At 62.4% G+C, this 16,832-nt stretch carries 18 protein-coding genes; 7 read left to right on the forward strand and 11 right to left on the reverse strand.

Annotated features, from left to right (window positions below; translation table 11 throughout):
* Positions 1-84 precede the first annotated feature (84 nt).
* Positions 85-603, forward strand: a complete 519-nt coding sequence (locus tag KAZ48_06895) for a hypothetical protein (GenBank protein ID MBP7972511.1) — start codon at positions 85-87, stop codon at positions 601-603.
* A 45-nt stretch (positions 604-648) separates the two neighbouring features.
* On the opposite strand, the gene KAZ48_06900 is transcribed toward KAZ48_06895, so the two are convergent.
* A complete protein-coding gene (locus KAZ48_06900; protein ID MBP7972512.1) occupies positions 649-1,833 on the reverse strand; it encodes a low temperature requirement protein A in 1,185 nt (394 codons plus the stop codon).
* 219 nt (positions 1,834-2,052) lie between these two features.
* Here KAZ48_06900 and KAZ48_06905 point away from each other — a divergent pair, with 219 nt between their 5' ends.
* The 4 genes from KAZ48_06905 to KAZ48_06920 all read left to right on the forward strand — a co-directional run bounded on the left by KAZ48_06905 (position 2,053) and on the right by KAZ48_06920 (position 5,065).
* On the forward strand, positions 2,053-2,850 hold the full coding sequence (locus KAZ48_06905; protein MBP7972513.1) for a methyltransferase domain-containing protein: 798 nt from the start codon (positions 2,053-2,055) through the stop codon (positions 2,848-2,850).
* An 80-nt stretch (positions 2,851-2,930) separates the two neighbouring features.
* Positions 2,931-3,497 (forward strand): thioredoxin family protein, encoded by a 567-nt coding sequence (locus tag KAZ48_06910; protein ID MBP7972514.1) that lies wholly within the window; start codon positions 2,931-2,933, stop codon positions 3,495-3,497.
* 67 nt (positions 3,498-3,564) lie between these two features.
* Positions 3,565-4,545, forward strand: coding sequence for an NAD(P)/FAD-dependent oxidoreductase (locus KAZ48_06915; protein MBP7972515.1), 981 nt, complete (start codon positions 3,565-3,567; stop codon positions 4,543-4,545).
* A gap of 7 nt (positions 4,546-4,552) precedes the next feature.
* Positions 4,553-5,065, forward strand: a complete 513-nt coding sequence (locus tag KAZ48_06920; protein MBP7972516.1) for a carbonic anhydrase — start codon at positions 4,553-4,555, stop codon at positions 5,063-5,065.
* Between the two features lie 42 nt (positions 5,066-5,107).
* Here the strand turns inward: KAZ48_06920 and KAZ48_06925 are convergent, their stop codons facing one another.
* From KAZ48_06925 to KAZ48_06970, 10 genes are all read right to left on the reverse strand, one after another.
* Complete coding sequence (locus KAZ48_06925) at positions 5,108-7,174, reverse strand: type IIA DNA topoisomerase subunit B (GenBank protein MBP7972517.1); 2,067 nt, start codon at positions 7,172-7,174, stop codon at positions 5,108-5,110.
* Positions 7,175-7,617: 443 nt separating this feature from the next.
* The gene (locus KAZ48_06930) at positions 7,618-9,249 is read right to left on the reverse strand and encodes an RNA polymerase sigma factor (GenBank protein ID MBP7972518.1); all 1,632 of its coding nucleotides are present in this window, start codon (positions 9,247-9,249) and stop codon (positions 7,618-7,620) included.
* Positions 9,250-9,413: 164 nt separating this feature from the next.
* Entirely contained in the window at positions 9,414-10,202 is a 789-nt protein-coding gene (locus tag KAZ48_06935; protein ID MBP7972519.1) for a hypothetical protein, read from the reverse strand.
* Positions 10,203-10,840: 638 nt separating this feature from the next.
* Positions 10,841-11,614, reverse strand: a complete 774-nt coding sequence (locus KAZ48_06940) for a polyphosphate kinase 2 family protein (protein ID MBP7972520.1) — start codon at positions 11,612-11,614, stop codon at positions 10,841-10,843.
* Between the two features lie 60 nt (positions 11,615-11,674).
* Complete coding sequence (locus KAZ48_06945; protein MBP7972521.1) at positions 11,675-12,733, reverse strand: DUF4192 family protein; 1,059 nt, start codon at positions 12,731-12,733, stop codon at positions 11,675-11,677.
* A gap of 105 nt (positions 12,734-12,838) precedes the next feature.
* Positions 12,839-13,117: a hypothetical protein gene (locus tag KAZ48_06950; GenBank protein MBP7972522.1), complete on the reverse strand. Its 279-nt coding sequence runs from the start codon at positions 13,115-13,117 to the stop codon at positions 12,839-12,841.
* A gap of 114 nt (positions 13,118-13,231) precedes the next feature.
* Positions 13,232-13,846: a malonic semialdehyde reductase gene (locus KAZ48_06955; GenBank protein ID MBP7972523.1), complete on the reverse strand. Its 615-nt coding sequence runs from the start codon at positions 13,844-13,846 to the stop codon at positions 13,232-13,234.
* 109 nt (positions 13,847-13,955) lie between these two features.
* On the reverse strand, positions 13,956-14,204 hold the full coding sequence (locus tag KAZ48_06960; protein MBP7972524.1) for a DUF2277 domain-containing protein: 249 nt from the start codon (positions 14,202-14,204) through the stop codon (positions 13,956-13,958).
* A 5-nt stretch (positions 14,205-14,209) separates the two neighbouring features.
* Complete coding sequence (locus tag KAZ48_06965; GenBank protein ID MBP7972525.1) at positions 14,210-14,434, reverse strand: DUF5302 domain-containing protein; 225 nt, start codon at positions 14,432-14,434, stop codon at positions 14,210-14,212.
* 117 nt (positions 14,435-14,551) lie between these two features.
* Positions 14,552-14,974 (reverse strand): hypothetical protein, encoded by a 423-nt coding sequence (locus KAZ48_06970; GenBank protein MBP7972526.1) that lies wholly within the window; start codon positions 14,972-14,974, stop codon positions 14,552-14,554.
* 525 nt (positions 14,975-15,499) lie between these two features.
* Here KAZ48_06970 and KAZ48_06975 point away from each other — a divergent pair.
* Positions 15,500-15,952: a universal stress protein gene (locus tag KAZ48_06975; GenBank protein ID MBP7972527.1), complete on the forward strand. Its 453-nt coding sequence runs from the start codon at positions 15,500-15,502 to the stop codon at positions 15,950-15,952.
* A 142-nt stretch (positions 15,953-16,094) separates the two neighbouring features.
* On the forward strand, positions 16,095-16,715 hold the full coding sequence (locus KAZ48_06980) for a threonylcarbamoyl-AMP synthase (protein ID MBP7972528.1): 621 nt from the start codon (positions 16,095-16,097) through the stop codon (positions 16,713-16,715).
* Positions 16,716-16,832: the final 117 nt, after the last annotated feature.

A 16,832-nucleotide genomic window follows, 5' to 3' on the forward strand; every position in this document is an offset into this window, starting at 1 on the left:
GCACCAATCGCACCAGTCGCACCAGCCGAGGCGTAATCGCTAATCTAGGATCCATCCGCCGTCATACTGCGCCTAGGAGTCAGCATGGGCTTCTTCTTCCTCATCCCGTGGATCATCATCCTCATCGGTTGGGCAATCCATGTCTTAGTCGACCGCAAACCCGACCGCCGAACACGGCATCGGGTGCTCGAGTTGGCGCTGCTCTGGGTGCTGGTCTTTGGCGGCGCGTGGACGATCCTGGCCGCGTTGCCGCACGTCACCGGCGGCTCGTCCGACACCTCCAGCAGCATCGGCTACGCACCATCGATGTTCGAGTGGGAAGTGGGCTGGGGTGACATCGCGATAGGCGTCCTCGGCGTCGGCTGTGCGTGGCGCCACTTCCGTGACGGCTGGATGACAGCCGCTGTGGTGGCGTTGGCGATCTCGTTCTGGGGCGACGCCGTCGGCCACATCATGCAATTGGTCGCACACGACAACCACGCGCCAGACAACGTCTGGGCGATCCCTGCCGACATCGGCGGCCCGCTGCTCGCCCTCATCCTGTTGGTGCTCTACCGCTCCGGGCAACGCAAAGCGCGACTTGCGGAGGCACCCGCCGACTAGGCGCGAATCATCGACGTGACGGTCGTGCGCTCTGGCGTGACGGGCTTAGTCGAACGTACTGCGGGCATTCTCGAAGCGCCGCACAGTAATGACCTGCATCGCAACCAACACGACGCTGACCATCGCCAACGTCAGCGCGCCAGGGACGTGCGGCCCGACCAGCGCGCAGATCACGCCAACCACGCCGATCGCGATCAGACGCTCCGGTCCGATGCGGCGCACGGCCAGCCACTTGATGACATCAAGGGCACTAGCGAAGAGCGCAACACCGAGGACAAGCACGCCCAGGTTCACCCAGTCAAGGTGGTGGGCTGGATCCACGACGACGTGCTCCGCGACCAGTGCGAAGAGCAGGATTCCGAAGATCAACGGAAAGTGCCAAAAGGTGAATAGGTCCCGGGCAACTCGGCCGCGTTTCGGCAGCGCCGCCTGACGCAATGCCGTCTCCACGGCGTCGGGGATAAACGCGAAGTAGGTCCACCAGAACGCGCACGCAACGGCTGCCGCCGCGATAACCCCTGCCCCGATCAGGGTGCTGAAACCGAGTTCGGAACCGGACGCCGCTACTCCGATCGCCACCACCACCTCACCCAGCACGATGATGACGAATAGCGCGTGCCGTTCGGCGAAGTGAGTCGGGTCGACTCGCCATTGCCTGGAGCCTTCTGAGTTCTGGCGTCCAGCCGCCAGCGCGCTGAATACGTTAATGACTGCGGCGACTACCCATAGCCCTGTTCGGGCATTCCCCTCGAAGTACGCCCCGATTACGAGCAGAAGCGGGGCGATCGCGGCAATCGGCCCATACTGCAGCCACGCAGCACGGGCCTTGGGGTCTGACCACAGGCCACGACCTTGGATCGCCAAGCAGAGCAAGTTGACCACCAGATAGGCGCCCGCGAACTGCAGGCCAGTCGAACCGTACGCGTCCGGTATCGCAATCGCCATCAACAGCGTCAACGGAATAGCAATGAGCACCAGCAGCTGAGATCTCGATCTCTCACTTAAGTCAATGGAAGTTCCCAACCACGCGAATTGGGTCCATAGCCACCACGTGAGCCACGCCAACAGGAGGCCTCGGGCGAATGTGGCGAGGTTCAGTTCACCATCGAGGACACTGACAATTTGGCCGACCGCAAAGACAAAGACCAAGTCGAGAAACAATTCCAGATTGGTCGCATGTCGGCCGGCCTCCTCGGTGTTGTATTCGGCTTCGTGCACTTCTCGGGACACCAGTCGCCTCGCTTTGCACTCGTCGGTGGGCAGAACCGAACTCTATGCCAGCCAGGGCCTCGCGGTGGCACGGTCTGCTCCATGGCGAGATACCGAGTGAATGCTTGCCTTGGCCGGTTTTGCTACCGGCAGCCCGGACATCGCGCGCGCGAAGCAGCGCCATCCGGACCGTGACTAGCCGACGGCGTGGATCGGCAACATCGGTGGTGAAGGAGCACGATGTCTAAGGTGGGAGTCGACTGGGATTCGTATCTAGCGGACTATCACGCCGCGAACCCCGGAATCACCGAACGCCTGCTGAACCGCGCACATGACGGGCAAGGCCGAAACCCGTATCACGATCTGGTGGATTCGTTTCCCAAAAGACCGTTGAACGCTCTCGACGTTGCCTGCGGGTCGGCACCGGTCGCCCACTATCTGTCAGAGGCCACCGCCTACGTCGGTGTGGACGTAGCGCTCAACGAACTTCGTGCCGCTCGCGCGCACAGCGACCAAACCCAGGTACTACTCGCAGACTCAAGGGCGCTGCCATTTCGCGGTGAAGAATTTGACTCCGTCTTCTGCTCAATGGCCCTCATGCTTATGCGTCCAGTACGTCCTGCAATCGGCGAAATCGGCCGGGTGCTCGCCCCAGGCGGCGTCCTTGCAGCGATGTTCCCGACCACGGGACCGCCGACCAGACACCAGCTCTTAGCTACCAGCGCACTACTCACGGGCCTGCGGACGACTCCAAAACTGCCGCAAACACTCACTCGCCGCGCGATACAGACCGCCTGCCAGAGCGCCGACCTCACCCTGATCAACTACGAGACGAGGCGGTACACACTGCCGCTCGAATCGGCACCGGATGCAACGGACGTGATCAACGGCCTGTACCTGCCCGGTACTAGTCCTCGGCGAATCGCGCAGGCGACGCGACTTCTCGCGCGGATTGCGCGCCCCGGCCGCAGCCTCCCTCTGCACATCACCCAGTTCGCCGCCGTCAAGCAGGTCACGAGGACGCTCGGCGCCGCCTGAGGAAGTCGATTACCAGTGCCGCGCACGATGGCGATGAAAGCAACGCGGATCCATGAGCGTCGCCAAGCTACGCTCATGCCATGGCGCTGCAATCCACCATGGTTCCGCTCGGCACTCCGATGCCCAATGTGACACTCCCCGACCTCGACGGCAACCCCGTCAACACCCGCCGCAGCGTCGGTGATCGAGCGACTCTGGTGATGTTCACCTGTAATCACTGCCCGTACGTTCGTCACCTCGAGCAGGCGATCGGCGAGTTGACTCGTGTCTTCGAGGGACCCACCCTCGACGTGATCGCGATCAGCTCCAACGACGTTGAGCAGTACCCAGACGATGACGCCGCCGGCCTGCGCTCCCAGCAGCAGCGGGCCACCTGGCAGTTCGACTACCTCATCGACGCCGACCAGGTTGCGGCGACACAATTCAACGCCGCCTGTACCCCCGACTTCTTCCTCTACGACCAACAAGGACTCCTGACCTACCGCGGCGCCTTCGACGGTTCGACCCCGAAGAACGGCGTCCCGATTGACGGCCAAATGCTGCGAACCGCCATCGAGCAAACCATCGCCGGGCAGCCAGTTCCCGAGCCGCACAAACCATCGATGGGTTGTGGGATCAAATGGAAGCCAGGCAACGATCCCAACTGATGCGCGTTGGCGATGATCTGGACGTGCCTTCCGCACATGGCTGGGGACTGCGGCTACGGTGAGCACCGTGTCTTCACACGAATGCGACATGCTCATTGTTGGCGCTGGGCCCACCGGCCTTTACGCGGCGTACTACGCCGGGTTCCGCGGCTTCTCGGTAGCGATCGTTGACGCACTACCTGAGCCGGGCGGACAGATCACGGCGATGTACCCCGAGAAGGACATCTTTGACGTCGCCGGCTTCCCCGTGGTCAAGGGACGCGAGCTCGTTGACGGCCTAGTCGAACAAGCCAACGCCTTCAGTCCTACCTACTTCCTGGGCGAGCAGGCAATCGAGTTCGAGAACCACTCCGACGGCGTCACAGTCACAACCGACGCACGGACTCGCATCAGCGCCAAAGCCATGGTCATCACCTCAGGGATCGGGTCCTTTAAGCCGAGACCGATCCCCGTTGGGGAGGAATGGATCGACAAAGGGGTCGTCTACTTCGTTCCTCGGCTTAACGATCACGCGGGCAAGGACGTCGTGATCATCGGGGGTGGCGACTCGGCGTTCGATTGGGCGTGGTCGCTACTGCCGATCGCGGCGTCGGTGACCTTGGTTCACCGGCGCGAGCAGTTCCGAGCGCACGCCTCGCTGGTGGACAAGGTTCGCGACGCTGGCGTGCGGCTCATCACTTCAGCGGAGTTGGACGGCGTTGAGGGTGCCGATTGGATTGAGCAGGTCAGCGTCAAGAGCAAGGCCGACGGGGCCACCGAAACGATCAAAGCTCAGACCGTGGTAGCGGCATTGGGATTCATCGCCAATATTGGTCCACTGGCGCAATGGGGACTGGAATTGGAGAAGCGCCACATCTTGGTCGACACGTCGATGGCGACAAATATGGAGCGCGTCTACGCCGCTGGCGACATTACCCACTACCCGGGGAAGGTCGCCCTGATCTCCGTTGGTTTTGGAGAGGCAGCGACCGCCGTCAACAACGCTGCGCCCCACATCGACCCCACACATGGGGTCTTCCCGGGGCACTCGTCGGGCGAATCGGCATGATGTACGCATGACGCAGTTCCCCACTGAATCCTTCGGCGACGTCCTCGCAGCGAACCAGGACTTTGCGGCGGCGTTTCGAGATCAACATCTAACGGGAAACGCCGCGCGCGAACTGGCTGTGGTGACCTGCATGGATTCCCGGATTAACCCCCTTGAGCTACTCGGCATGAAGGCCGGCGACGTGAAGATTCTCCGCAACGCCGGCGCAAGGGTGACTGACGACGTCTCGCGCACCTTGCTCCTGGCCGCGTACCTACTGAACGTGCGACGAGTGCTGGTAATGCCGCACACCAACTGCAAAATGGCCTCCGCGACCGAGGAGCAGATTCACCAGCAGATCCAAGATGACTACGGGACCGACACCCGCAGCTTCGAGTTCCGAGTGGTCGAGGACCAACTAGAGACGCTGGGAACTGATGTGCAGCGCATCCGCTCATTGCCGCTCATGCCGCCGGGAGTGGTCGTCGGTGGGGCCCTCTATCACGTCGAATCTGGCGTGCTCGAGCCGATTGACTGCTGAGCGTCCAATTCCAGGAGCCGCCGGCGATCCGGTATCGGCGGTTTAGACGTCGATTCTGTCGCGGTCCAGGTCAGCTGCCCCGGCGACGATGAACTCTTTGCGCGGGGCCACCTCGCTACCCATGAGCAGATCGAAGACCTGCGCTGCGGCGTGGGTATCTGAGGACGTCACGCGGCGCAGCAGGCGATGCGCCGGGTCCATCGTTGTGTCGCGTAGTTGCTTGGCATCCATCTCGCCAAGGCCCTTGAATCGCTGAACCGGATCCTTCACGGACTTGCCCTCTGACTCGAGCCGCTCAATCGTTCGGCGCATCTCGTCATCGGAGTAGGTGTAGATGACTTCGCCTGACTTACCACCACGACCGTTGACCTCGATGCGGTGCAGTGGGGGCACTGCGGCAAAGACCCTGCCGGCTTCCAGCAGTGGCTGCATGTACCGGTGCACAAGGGTCAGTAGCAGGCAACGGATGTGGGCACCGTCGACATCGGCGTCGGCCATCAAAATGATCTTCCCGTATCTGACTGAATCAAGTTCGAAAGATCGTCCCGATCCGGCACCGATGACCTGCAGGATCGCGGCACATTCGGCGTTCTTCAACATGTCGGAGACATTGGCCTTCTGAACGTTCAGGATCTTCCCGCGAATCGGCAGCAGCGCCTGTCGTTCGCTATTGCGGGCCAGCTTGGCGGTGCCCAACGCGGAGTCGCCCTCGACTATGAAGAGTTCCGAAACAGCCGGGTCCGTGCTTCGGCAGTCGACCAACTTGGCCGGCAGCGCAGATGATTCCAGCGCGGTCTTGCGTCGGGCGACATCCCGTTGATGCCGTGCGGCGAGCCTGGCTCGCGACGCGTTGGCAACCTTCTCCAGCGCGGCCCGCGCAGGGACCTTGGCGCCGCGGGGCGGGGTGGCGAACCAGGCACCCAGTTGCTTGCTCACGACGTTGGCCACGATCCGGGAGGCCGCCGGTGTGCCCAGGATCTCTTTGGTCTGGCCCTCGAACTGCGGCTCCGGCACGCGCACGGTGATCACAGCAGTCATGCCCTCGAGCACATCGTCTTTAGTGACATTGTCTTCGCTGCCCTTGAGGATTTTGGCGTTCCGCAGTTGCTCGTTGAGCACCTTGCTGATGGCGCGCTCAAATCCAGCGACATGGGTTCCGCCGCTCGGGGTGGCGATCACGTTGACGAACGAGCGCACAGTGGTCTCGTAGCCGTTCTCCCACTGCAGTGCGATATCAACGCCGAGTTCGCGTTCCACCTCCTGGGAATGCATGTGCCCCTTGGAGTCGAGCACCGGCACGGTTTCATGGAAGTGGCCGTCGCCGGTCAGCCGAATGACTCCAGTGACGGGCTCGCCGATGCGCAGGTTGTCCACGAACTCGTCGAGGCCACCGGAGAACTTGAAGCTCTCCTCCCGCAGCTCATCTGTCCGCTCGTCGCGGACGGTCAGCGTCAGCGTCGGCACGAGGAACGCGGTCTGCCGCGCGCGACCCAACAACCGGTCAAAGGAGATCTCGGTGTCCTTGGTGAACACTTGCGGGTCTGGCCACCACCGGATGCGTGTTCCGGTTCGGCGTCGGGGCACCGATCCGAGCACTTGCAGACCGGACTTCTTACTGAAGGGTGCATCCGGGCCGTCACCGTCGAAGTGGCCCGTGACCCCTCGCCGGAATGATGCCGCGTGGATCTTGCCACTGCGGTCGACTTGGGCATCCATGCGAACCGACAAAGCGTTGACCACGCTCGCACCGACTCCGTGCAGGCCGCCAGCCGCGTTGTAGGAACCGCCGCCGAACTTTCCGCCCGCGTGCAGTTTGGTCATCACCAACTCGAGTCCGGACAGACGGGATTTCCGCTCAGTATCGATGGGGATTCCGCGGCCATTGTCTTGGACCTCAATGGAGCCGTCTCGATGCAGGATCACGGTCACTTGGGTGCACTGGCCGACAAGAGCCTCATCGACTGCGTTGTCGATGATCTCCCACACACAGTGCATGAGGCCGCGAGAGTCTGTCGAGCCGATATACATCCCTGGTCGTTTACGGACCGCGTCCAAGCCTTCAAGAACCGACAGGTCCCTGGCCGTGTAAGTCTCTTTGGTCGCAGCCACCCCCGCAGGCTACCCACACAAGGAGTCAACGCCTGTCAATGACCGATTGTGATGAAGAACCAATACGCCAAGGGCGAACTTGGCTTTCACTTGATGTGGGAAGCAATTAGGGATGCGAGACTGTTAGGAAGATGCGAGGCTGGCACGACAGCTAGCAGCGCTTGAGAGCAGGAGGTGGACCCATGACCCCAACACTGGCGCCCGCGGCCTCACTGACCGCGGCAGATCGATGCGACCGGTGCGGTGCAACGGCCTACGTACGCGTCGTTCTCACCTCAGGCGGCGAACTGCTGTTCTGCAGCCACCACGCCCGTAAGCACCTCGATGCACTGCGGCCCCTAGCCGCTCGTATCGATGATGAAAGCGATCGCCTCGATCCGGAACCAATGGTTCCGTCCGACTGAGCTGTTCTGGGTCACACGGACCGTTAACGGCGCCGGGGCCTAATCCAGGTAGTCGCGCAGAACCTGCGAGCGAGACGGGTGCCGCAACTTCGACATCGTCTTGGACTCGATCTGGCGAATGCGTTCCCGCGTGACGCCGTACACCTTGCCAATCTCGTCCAGCGTCTTTGGCTGACCGTCCGTGAGACCGAAGCGCATGCGAACAACTCCGGCCTCGCGCTCAGACAGGGTGTCCAGCACTGACTCAAGTTGTTCTTGGAGCAACGTAAAGCTCACCGCGTCGCTTGGCACGATCGCCTCGGAGTCTTCGATCAGATCGCCGAACTCACTGTCGCCATCTTCACCGAGTGGGGTATGCAGCGAGATCGGTTCGCGGCCGTACTTCTGAACTTCGACGACCTTTTCAGGCGTCATATCCAGTTCCTTGGCTAGCTCCTCGGGAGTCGGCTCGCGACCGAGATCCTGGAGCATCTGCCGCTGGACGCGGGCGAGCTTGTTGATGACCTCGACCATGTGGACGGGGATACGGATTGTGCGGGCCTGGTCTGCCATGGCGCGGGTGATGGCCTGGCGGATCCACCAGGTCGCATAGGTCGAGAACTTGTAGCCCTTGGTGTAGTCGAACTTCTCGACGGCGCGAATCAGGCCGAGGTTTCCCTCTTGAATGAGATCCAGGAAGAGCATTCCGCGACCGGTGTACCGCTTGGCCAGCGAGACAACCAGCCGCAGGTTCGCCTCCAGCAGGTGGTTCTTGGCCCGCCTGCCGTCTTCGGAAATCCACTCAAGGTCAGCGCGTAGATTGGATTCCTTGACGCCGGCGGCGAGTTTTTCCTCTGCGAACAGACCCGCCTCAATGCGCTTGGCTAGCTCGACCTCTTGTTCGGCGTTCAGCAGCGGCACCTTGCCGATCTGCTTGAGGTAGTCCTTGACGGGATCTGCGGTAGCGCCCGCCTGGGTGACCTGCTGCACCGGCTCGTCGGTGTCGTCCACATCGGAGAGCACGAACGCTTCGCCCTCGGTCGGCTTCTTTCCATCTGCCGTCTTGGCACCGTCAACAGTCGCAAGATCCTCGGCGAGTTCTGATTCGAGTTCCTTCTCCAGTACCGCTGCTGCCCCGAGTTCCGCCTCGGGCACGTCGGCGTCAGCAGCCTTTGCCGCCTTGCGGGAACGGCTGGCCTTCTTCACCGGTTCGTCGACCAATTTGAGGTTTGCGTCGCCGGACGTTGACTTTGCGGTGGCGGTCTTCTTCGCGGGAGCCTTTGCTGTGGCGGTCTTCTTCGCTGGTGCCTTCGCTGTGGCGGCCTTCTTGGTTGGTGCCTTCGCAGGGGTCGCCTTAGCTGCGGCCTTGGTTTCGGGAGCCTTGGTGGTCGCGGGCTTCTTCGCGGCTGACTTTGTGCTCGACTTGGCGGGGGCTTTCGTAGTCGTCGACTTCGCGGGGGCCTTCTTTGATGCGGGCTTCTTCGCGGGCTTCGCCGATTCCTTGGCGGGGGCCTTACTAGCCGCGGTGACCTTCTTTGCCGGGGCCTTACTGGCCGCGGTGACCTTCTTCGTCGGAGCCTTCGCAGTCGAGGACTTGGTGTTTGTGGCAGCCTTCTGCTTGCTCGTAGCTGCCTTCTTCGCCGGTGACTTCTTGGCGGTTGCTGGAGCCGATGCGGTGCGGGACGGCGACACAGACGACCTCTCGATGATGTAGACGGAAATGGGTAGCTCGGGCCGCGTAGACGCAGTCAAGAGGAGCTAGGATTTTCCGGTTTTCCCCGGACACCCACCATTGTAATTCCCTGGGGCTCACCGATATTCCGCGCCTCGCGATCCGGCGGCGGTTTCTTAGGTTTTCAGTCACCAGCTACCAGGACAGCCCGGGCCTGCCTCACCTTGATGGTTCGCTGATCGTACTGCGAGACGGGCTCGCCGCCGACGACGAAAGGTCCACTCTCCCCCACCCAGAACTGAGCGTTCCAGTACGCATGAACCGCCACTCCCACGTGGCCATCGGAACGGTACGTGTGGGTAAGTGACATGTCTGGCCATCTACCGCCAGGACGCGTGGTGTCGGTATGCGAGCCATCGCCCCACGTCCAGCGCCAGCGAGCTCCGGCCTTAAAGCGCACCGACACCCCGGCCAACGAGTCCGAGCGCTGAAAGCTCGCAGGCTGACCCGTCCGGAAGATGGTGGGAAGTTGGGTGACGGCTCCTCCGCGAGGTTGCAGCCCTACGTGCAGCTTCGGAGCCCGGGCGCGAATCTGTTGACCGACCCACTGACCGACCTCTTGGGTCGATATCGGGCGCTGGCCGGGGACGGCGCAGTACGCGGACTGAAGCACACTATCGAGCGCGCCGGGACCCCGATAGTAGACGAAGTAGCGTCGCTCCCCCTTGTTCTCGCATGCCCCGAGCGCCTCACAGCTGTACGCGCCAGTCAGACCGCACATCGGCACGATCCACCATTGACACATTGCGCCGCAGCCAGTTCCGTCATCGCCGCGGGCGGGTCCACCGACCTGCTGGCCACCTGGGAGGAACACCGAACCGTGGCCGCTCCAGCCACCGCCTGTTCCGCTCCAGCCAGGATCTGCAGACGCACTCTGGGGAACGCCGAGAACCAACGCGATGGCTGCGAGCATGACCGCAACCAGCCATACGGACCGCCCGGTCCGCGCGGACCTCCTCACGATGTCGGTCCCGTTGGTATCTGGCGTGCTTGAACAACTTTCCACGTGCCCTTGACCCGACTCACCAGCACCGCCAAGCGCACTGGGCGCCCATTCGTTTCGGCCGATAAGTCGGCATCGGACGAGTTGGGCGACTCTGTGGAAACGCGAAGGTCGCGAACCGTAATGCCCACTTTGGCCGCGTAATCGGCGATTGCCGCGGCAGCAACCGCCGCGCGCTCTGGCGACACCGAAGGTGGCGTGGACAACTGAAGGGGCAACTGCGAGTCGTCCGCCCGCTGATCACTGGCTGACGCATTCGGCCTGCCGCTGCTGGCTGCGCCAGCCGCGTCGGAGTCAGCGCGCGGAGGTGCAGCGCTTACCTCGCCGCCAAGGTCAACCACCTGCGGGACGTCGCCTGCAACGCCTGTTGCGCTGCAGCTTGCAAGCACCACGGCCGCGCCGACAGGCACGATCCAGCGGATTGGGCGCGCGTTGGGACGGGTCATCGCGAAGAGAAAGCGGTGTCCAGGGATCGTGCGATGACCCTCACCGAATCCCCTCGTCCCCCGACGAGAGAAGTGCATGGCGACAGACCATACGTCGAGCAGCTAACTCCCTGGCGTCTCGGGGGGCAGTTCGATGCCGACCCGCTCAAGTGCCCGCTCGATCTCAGCGACGACAGTCTCGATGACTTTGACCCTGGCGTAACGCTTGCTGTCGCCCTCCACCAGGACCCACGGAGCGAAGCTGGTATCGGTTCGCTCCAGCATCTCAACAACGGCTTCCTCGTATGCCTTGCGCTGCTCGCGGTTGCGCCAATCCTCGTCGGTGAGTTTCCAGAACTTCAACGGATCGGTTTGCCGGGCCTTGAACCGACGCAGTTGCTCCTCGTCCGACACATGCATCCAGAACTTGAGGATCAACATGCCTTCGTCGGCAAGGGTGCGTTCGAATCCGCGAATCTCGGCGTAAGCGCGCCGCCACTGGTCCTCGGTCGCGAATCCTTCGACTCGTTCGACCAGTACGCGGCCGTACCAGGAGCGGTCGAGTACGGCCATTCCTCCCCAGCCGGGTAGCTGCTCCCAGAAGCGGGCCAGAAAATGGTGGCGCTTCTCGTCCGTGGTGGGGGCGGCGAAGCTGGCAACTCGCACGTGCCGTGGATCCAACGGTGACACGACGCGCTTGATCGCTCCGCCCTTGCCGGAGGCGTCCCATCCTTCGAACACCAGGCACACCGGGGGTCCGAGAGTGCCTGATCCGTCGAAGATCCCGCCGAGGACCAAGCGCAAATAAAGCATCCGCTCCTGTGCGCGCTTGAGACGTTTGGCCTCCTCGCGCTTGGACAACGATAAGGACAGGTCGAGGTGATCGAGCGTGCTCATACCGCCGATCCTGGCAGGTCACCCCCACCCGTCGCACAACATCGACACCCATGGTGGCCCTTAAGAGTGGTGGACGGTGCCTGAACGCAGGTCTCGCAGCGTCATCGACGCGAGCATTTCCTCCCACACCCGCGGGTGCACACCCTGTGTCACGGCCCGGAATACCAAATCGGCGAGGACGTTTCGCGGATCGCTGTCCAGCGCGTGCTTCGCCGCGATGGCAGCCAACGCACCGTTTCCGGTCTGCCAGGCATGAGCGGCCAGCACCGAGGCGATAGCCGCAGCGCGGTCGAACGGGCAATTGCGGACCAAGCGCGCTAGTCGGTCGACCGTGTGTGGGTCTCGGGCCGTCCGCTGGGACAGTCGCCACATGAGTGGCTCTCGAACTCGGCGATCAGGCAGTGACAGGAACCACCGGGACAATTCGTCCGGGGGCGGGAGTTTCGGCGAGTTGTCCCGCAAGTCGATGCTCAGGTCCTCGGTGAGATAGCCAAAGATCGCGTCCTCGGTGGATCGACGCAGGGACGCGGTGCGCGCGACCGTACGCGTGGTAAGCCCATTCGCGCTGTCGATGAACTCAGCGACAGCGCGCGCCGTTGGTGTCGGCGGACCGGCAACGCTTGCGGCAAGTTGGTCTCGGTCAGCGACATAGGAGATTCCGTTCGCAGCCCATTTGAAGGCGGTCTCCGATCCGTGCTCGGAAATGCTCGTCGGACTCAGTTCGGGCCGATCGTAATCAGTCCACATGTTTTGCTCGATGCGGCCTCGGCCTTCGATTTGTAGGTCGGCATCCTGAAGTACCACCGTGACCGCCGCCATCAAAGACCGATCATCCATCGAGTCCTGCGCGGGGTACAAGACGATGTGGACCGAGGTTGCCCCGGCCTCGACCGCACTTTTGGCAGTGACCGCACATCCGTGACAGAACGCTTCCAGTTCATCTTCGACGCTCGGCAGATCAAGCCGACCCGTCACGACGAGCTCGTTGTTGATATTGCGGGAGAAGACCAACACGGCACTGCTCGACGGTTGGAAGCCGAGCAGGTACGGAACGGATGCCCCGACCTGAAAGGCGGACTGGAGGGTGACACCGTTGGAGTTCGAAACATGTGTGGACATGGCGTAAAGAATTGCCCGGCGTGGTGGCTTTTCTCCCAGACGTCCTTAAGGTTGTGCAAAGGGCGTGACCCGCGGTTCACATGTGGAGAATCAGAGGTGAGCCGCTCAGCCACTTCCGTAGTCGGCGTTGGCGATCGCGTCAACCACTTGTTCGGCCGTGAAATCGGCAGATCCCGGGATGACGGGGACGAAGTCGACCAGCACACCGTCGCGCATGACTTGGGCTTCGAGTCCGGCCGCGCCGTCGGCATCCCAGATCGCCTCCGCTCCCGTGGGCAAGACGATGCGGACCCCCACCCGTTGAACACCCACGTGGTGGAGATGGGCGAAGACATCCCGTTTGCGAAGCTCAGCGACTACATATTCCGCTTCATCTTTAAGCACCTGCACAGTGTGCCAGTCGAACCGTGATGGTTGGCGCGGTACACACAGCTAGCTTCCGGGATCGGCTTGCGTGCGCAATCACGCAGTCACCACGACACGTTCACGACTGTGGAATCAGAGGACACTGACGACCTCTTTGTGCTCAAGACGCGGATTGCGCTGCATCCACGCGTCCGGTCCAGGTTGCCCAATGTTGACTACAGCGAAAGATCGAAGCGTTGTGCCAGCGAGCAGGTCGGCGTCAACACCCGCAGCGTCGAACCCACTCATCGGACCAGCGGCCAGACCGGCGGCACGAATGGCGAGGATGAAGTATCCGGCCTGCAGCCACGCCTGCTTGCCAGCGAGTCCAGCGCGCGCTTGCTCGTCGTTGAAGTTGTCTTTCAACCCTGGGGCATGCGGGAACACCCGCGGGAGATGCTCGTGGAAGTCAACGTCCGCTGCGAGGATCACGGTCAATGGGGCGGTAGCGGTCTTCGCGCGGTTACCTTCTGCCATGTACCCGACCAACCGCTCACGCGCTTCCTTGCTGCGCACGGCAACCAGCCGTAAGGGCTGGGAGTTCATGGCTGTGGGAGCCCACTTGGCCAGGTCGTAGATGGCCTGAAGTTGTTCCTCGGTCACGGGCTCGTCAGTAAAAGTGTTAGCCGTGCGCGCATCGCGGAAGAGTAGGTCTTGGGCTACCGGATCCAGTGCCAGCAACGCGGGTACTTCGGTGGTCACGGACATTGCAGTTCTCCCTTGGTCAGATTAGCTATCACTGACTACAAGGTTGGTTGAGCGTTCAACAATCCCAGTCCTAACGTGACGCTGGTCACTCACGTAAGGCGGTCGTCCTTCAGACGGGATGCCCGCGTCTGCTCGGCGGAACCGTCACAGGTGGGTTACGGCGAGGTGGTAACTGGGCGATCAGTTTCGAGGTGGCCGCCGCCACCGAATCCACTGCCTCATCGAAAGCTGGCTGGGTCGCTGTGGACGGCTTACCGACCCCGCTGACTTTGCGGACATACTGGACTGCGGCGGCGCGGATCTCAGCCTCCGTTGGTGGCGGTTCCAGCCCGCGCAGCGTCGTGATGTTGCGGCACACCGGCGTCAGCCGCCGCTCTTGCGCCGGAACTGGCGAGCGCCACCAGCTTTCCCGTGTACCCCGCCAGCCTTCGCGTGGCCATCAAGGTGAGCAGACCCGGCGCGGCTCTGTTCGTTCTTCTTCTCCAGCGCAATCCTCATCTGCTCCCGCGAGTCCGGGGCCGCAGTCTCGGTTGTACCCGCGTCGGGCTCCTGCGCGTCGGTGGCCGGTTGGTCTTTCGATTCACTCATGACGCCAAGTATTCACCCATAGAGCAGACGAGCACCAGACTGGCGTGATTGCGGACCGTCGCGCTGCACGTGGCTACCAAACAACGATGCTGGGATTGTGCGCGGCCCACCGTCTCGTCAGAAGCTTCGGACGATCCTGATAGTGATTGAGGAGTGGTCCTCAGGATTAACCCACTTAGTCTTCTTCTTGGTTGCCTTGTACCCGTACCACTGGTCGTACGTCATGCCTTCGACGTAGAAGCTCTTGAGGGTCTTCTTGGCGATCTTGCAGCGCTTCTTGTACGAGTAGCCGAGGTGGACCTTGAAGTTCGAACTGATTTGCCACGTGTAGGCGCCTGCCTTCCACTTCACCGTCGACAGACCGTCCGGGGTGGTGATCCACTGCGTATCGCGGGTCTTGATCTTCCCGTGGCACGACTTGCTCTTGCGCACAGTAGGGCCGTGGTCGGTCGTCGCTGAAGCGCTGGCGAGTGGGAGCCCTAACGCAAGTGTCGCGGCGGTCCCCACAGCGAGGGATAGCTTCACGGCAATCTTGATCATTTTCGGCTCCTCGATAAGACTGCGGTTGTCGCGGAAAATCGAAACCGCGCCTGCGGCCACTCCCGCAAACTACACGTGATCTGCCGGTTGACACAGTGCGTCGGTCTCCTTCCACCCAATAGCGACCGGATCGGTCTAACGAGGTGGCGATTCCTTCTGACGACAGCCGGAGCTGGCCCGGCTCGTCTTGCCGCTCCGACACCTGCTGCTCTCGAGCTGCCATCGGGGCGGGACCGGCGGTGAGGTCGTCGATCTCGTGGATGGCCGCGATGGATTGTTCACCCCCAGCGACAAAGCTCCGGCCGAGAACGGACAGACAGCGTCGCGGTCTGAATAGATTCACTGATGTGGTTGATGAAGGAGACCAGCACAGCAATGGTGGTGGAGACGTCGTCGCATGCGACCACGTGAGGGTCCAATGGAACCGCTAGCAGTCATCACGCGCACCACTAGGCTGTCCTTCGTACATCGGATCTAGGTGATCCATGTGAGAGCGCTCTCGGATTTGACCCTCTAGGAGTTGTTATGAGCCAGGGAAGCAAGCCCTTCATCGTTGTCGGAGTAGACGGTTCCGACCAGAGCATCAAAGCGCTCGAATGGGCAGTCCGCCACGCACAACTGCTCACCGCAGATGTCCATGCAATCGGCGCGTGGGAGGTTCCGAGCACGATTTGGATCACACCGGCCCACGTCGAGGCCGACTACGGGCGCGATGCCGCCGAAGCCTTCGACAAGACGATCACAGAGGCTCTCGAGAGACTTGGGGACGATGGAGTTGGCGTTGCAATCCAGACACGACTAGTCGAGCAGAAGCCGAGCAAGGCTCTCCATGACGCCGCCAAGGGTGCGCTTTCCCTAGTCATCGGCAGCCACGGTCGCGGCAACTCCTTCCCCGGAATGCACCTCGGATCAACCGCTTCATACTGCGTACACCACGCGCCGTGCCCCGTGGTCGTGATCCGCGACGACGTTTCCTGACGTCCCAGCGTCCGCTGTCGCTCAGGGCGAGAGCGCGCAGCGCGCTGACTATCCAGACCATGCTCCCCTGGGCTGGCAGTAACCACCGGGTACCAATCTCGGCTCCGTGGCGCAGGGGCGGGCGCCCGCGTAGGGTCTGACTGTGGCCAAATATTTCGACATCCACCCAGACAACCCGCAGCCGCGAATGATTCGGGAAGTGCTCGACCTCGTGCGTGCTGGCGGGCTGATCGCCTACCCGACAGACTCCTCCTACGCACTGGGGTGTCAGTTGGGCAACGCTGAGGGCCTCGCCCGGATGAAGGAACTGCGACACCTCGACGACAAGCACCACTTCACATTGGTGTGTCACGACTCCGCTCAACTGAGCCAGTTCGTCCGGGTGAGTAACACCGCATTCCGATTGATGAAGGCCTCGACACCGGGCAGTTACACCTTCATCCTGCCCGCGACGAAGGAGGTGCCACGGCGACTGATGCACCCGAAGAAGAAGACCGTGGGGGTACGAATCCCTGACAACGCCGTCGTGCAGGCTCTCGTGACCGAACTCGGCGAACCGCTGATGTCAACGACCTTGCTGCTGCCCGGAGATGCGCAGCCCATGTCGCAGGGCTGGGAGGTCAAGGAACGTCTCGACAAACAAGTGGACGCCGTGGTCGATGCCGGGGACTGCGGCGCCGAGCCGACCACCGTGATCGATCTGTCCGAGGGCATCCCGGAGATCCTGCGCCGTGGGTCCGGCGACACCAGCCGGTTCGAGTAGACCCAGCCGCGCTACGTCTGGGAGAGCAACAATCTCAACCCGCGGCGGGTGGGTCCCAGCAATGAGGCTGTCCCGAGCCCGCGTGGTTCGGGACAGCCTCATCTGCAATTAGCTGCA

The organism is Candidatus Nanopelagicales bacterium, assembly GCA_018003655.1.
Taxonomy (GTDB): domain Bacteria; phylum Actinomycetota; class Actinomycetes; order S36-B12; family UBA10799; genus JAGNDY01.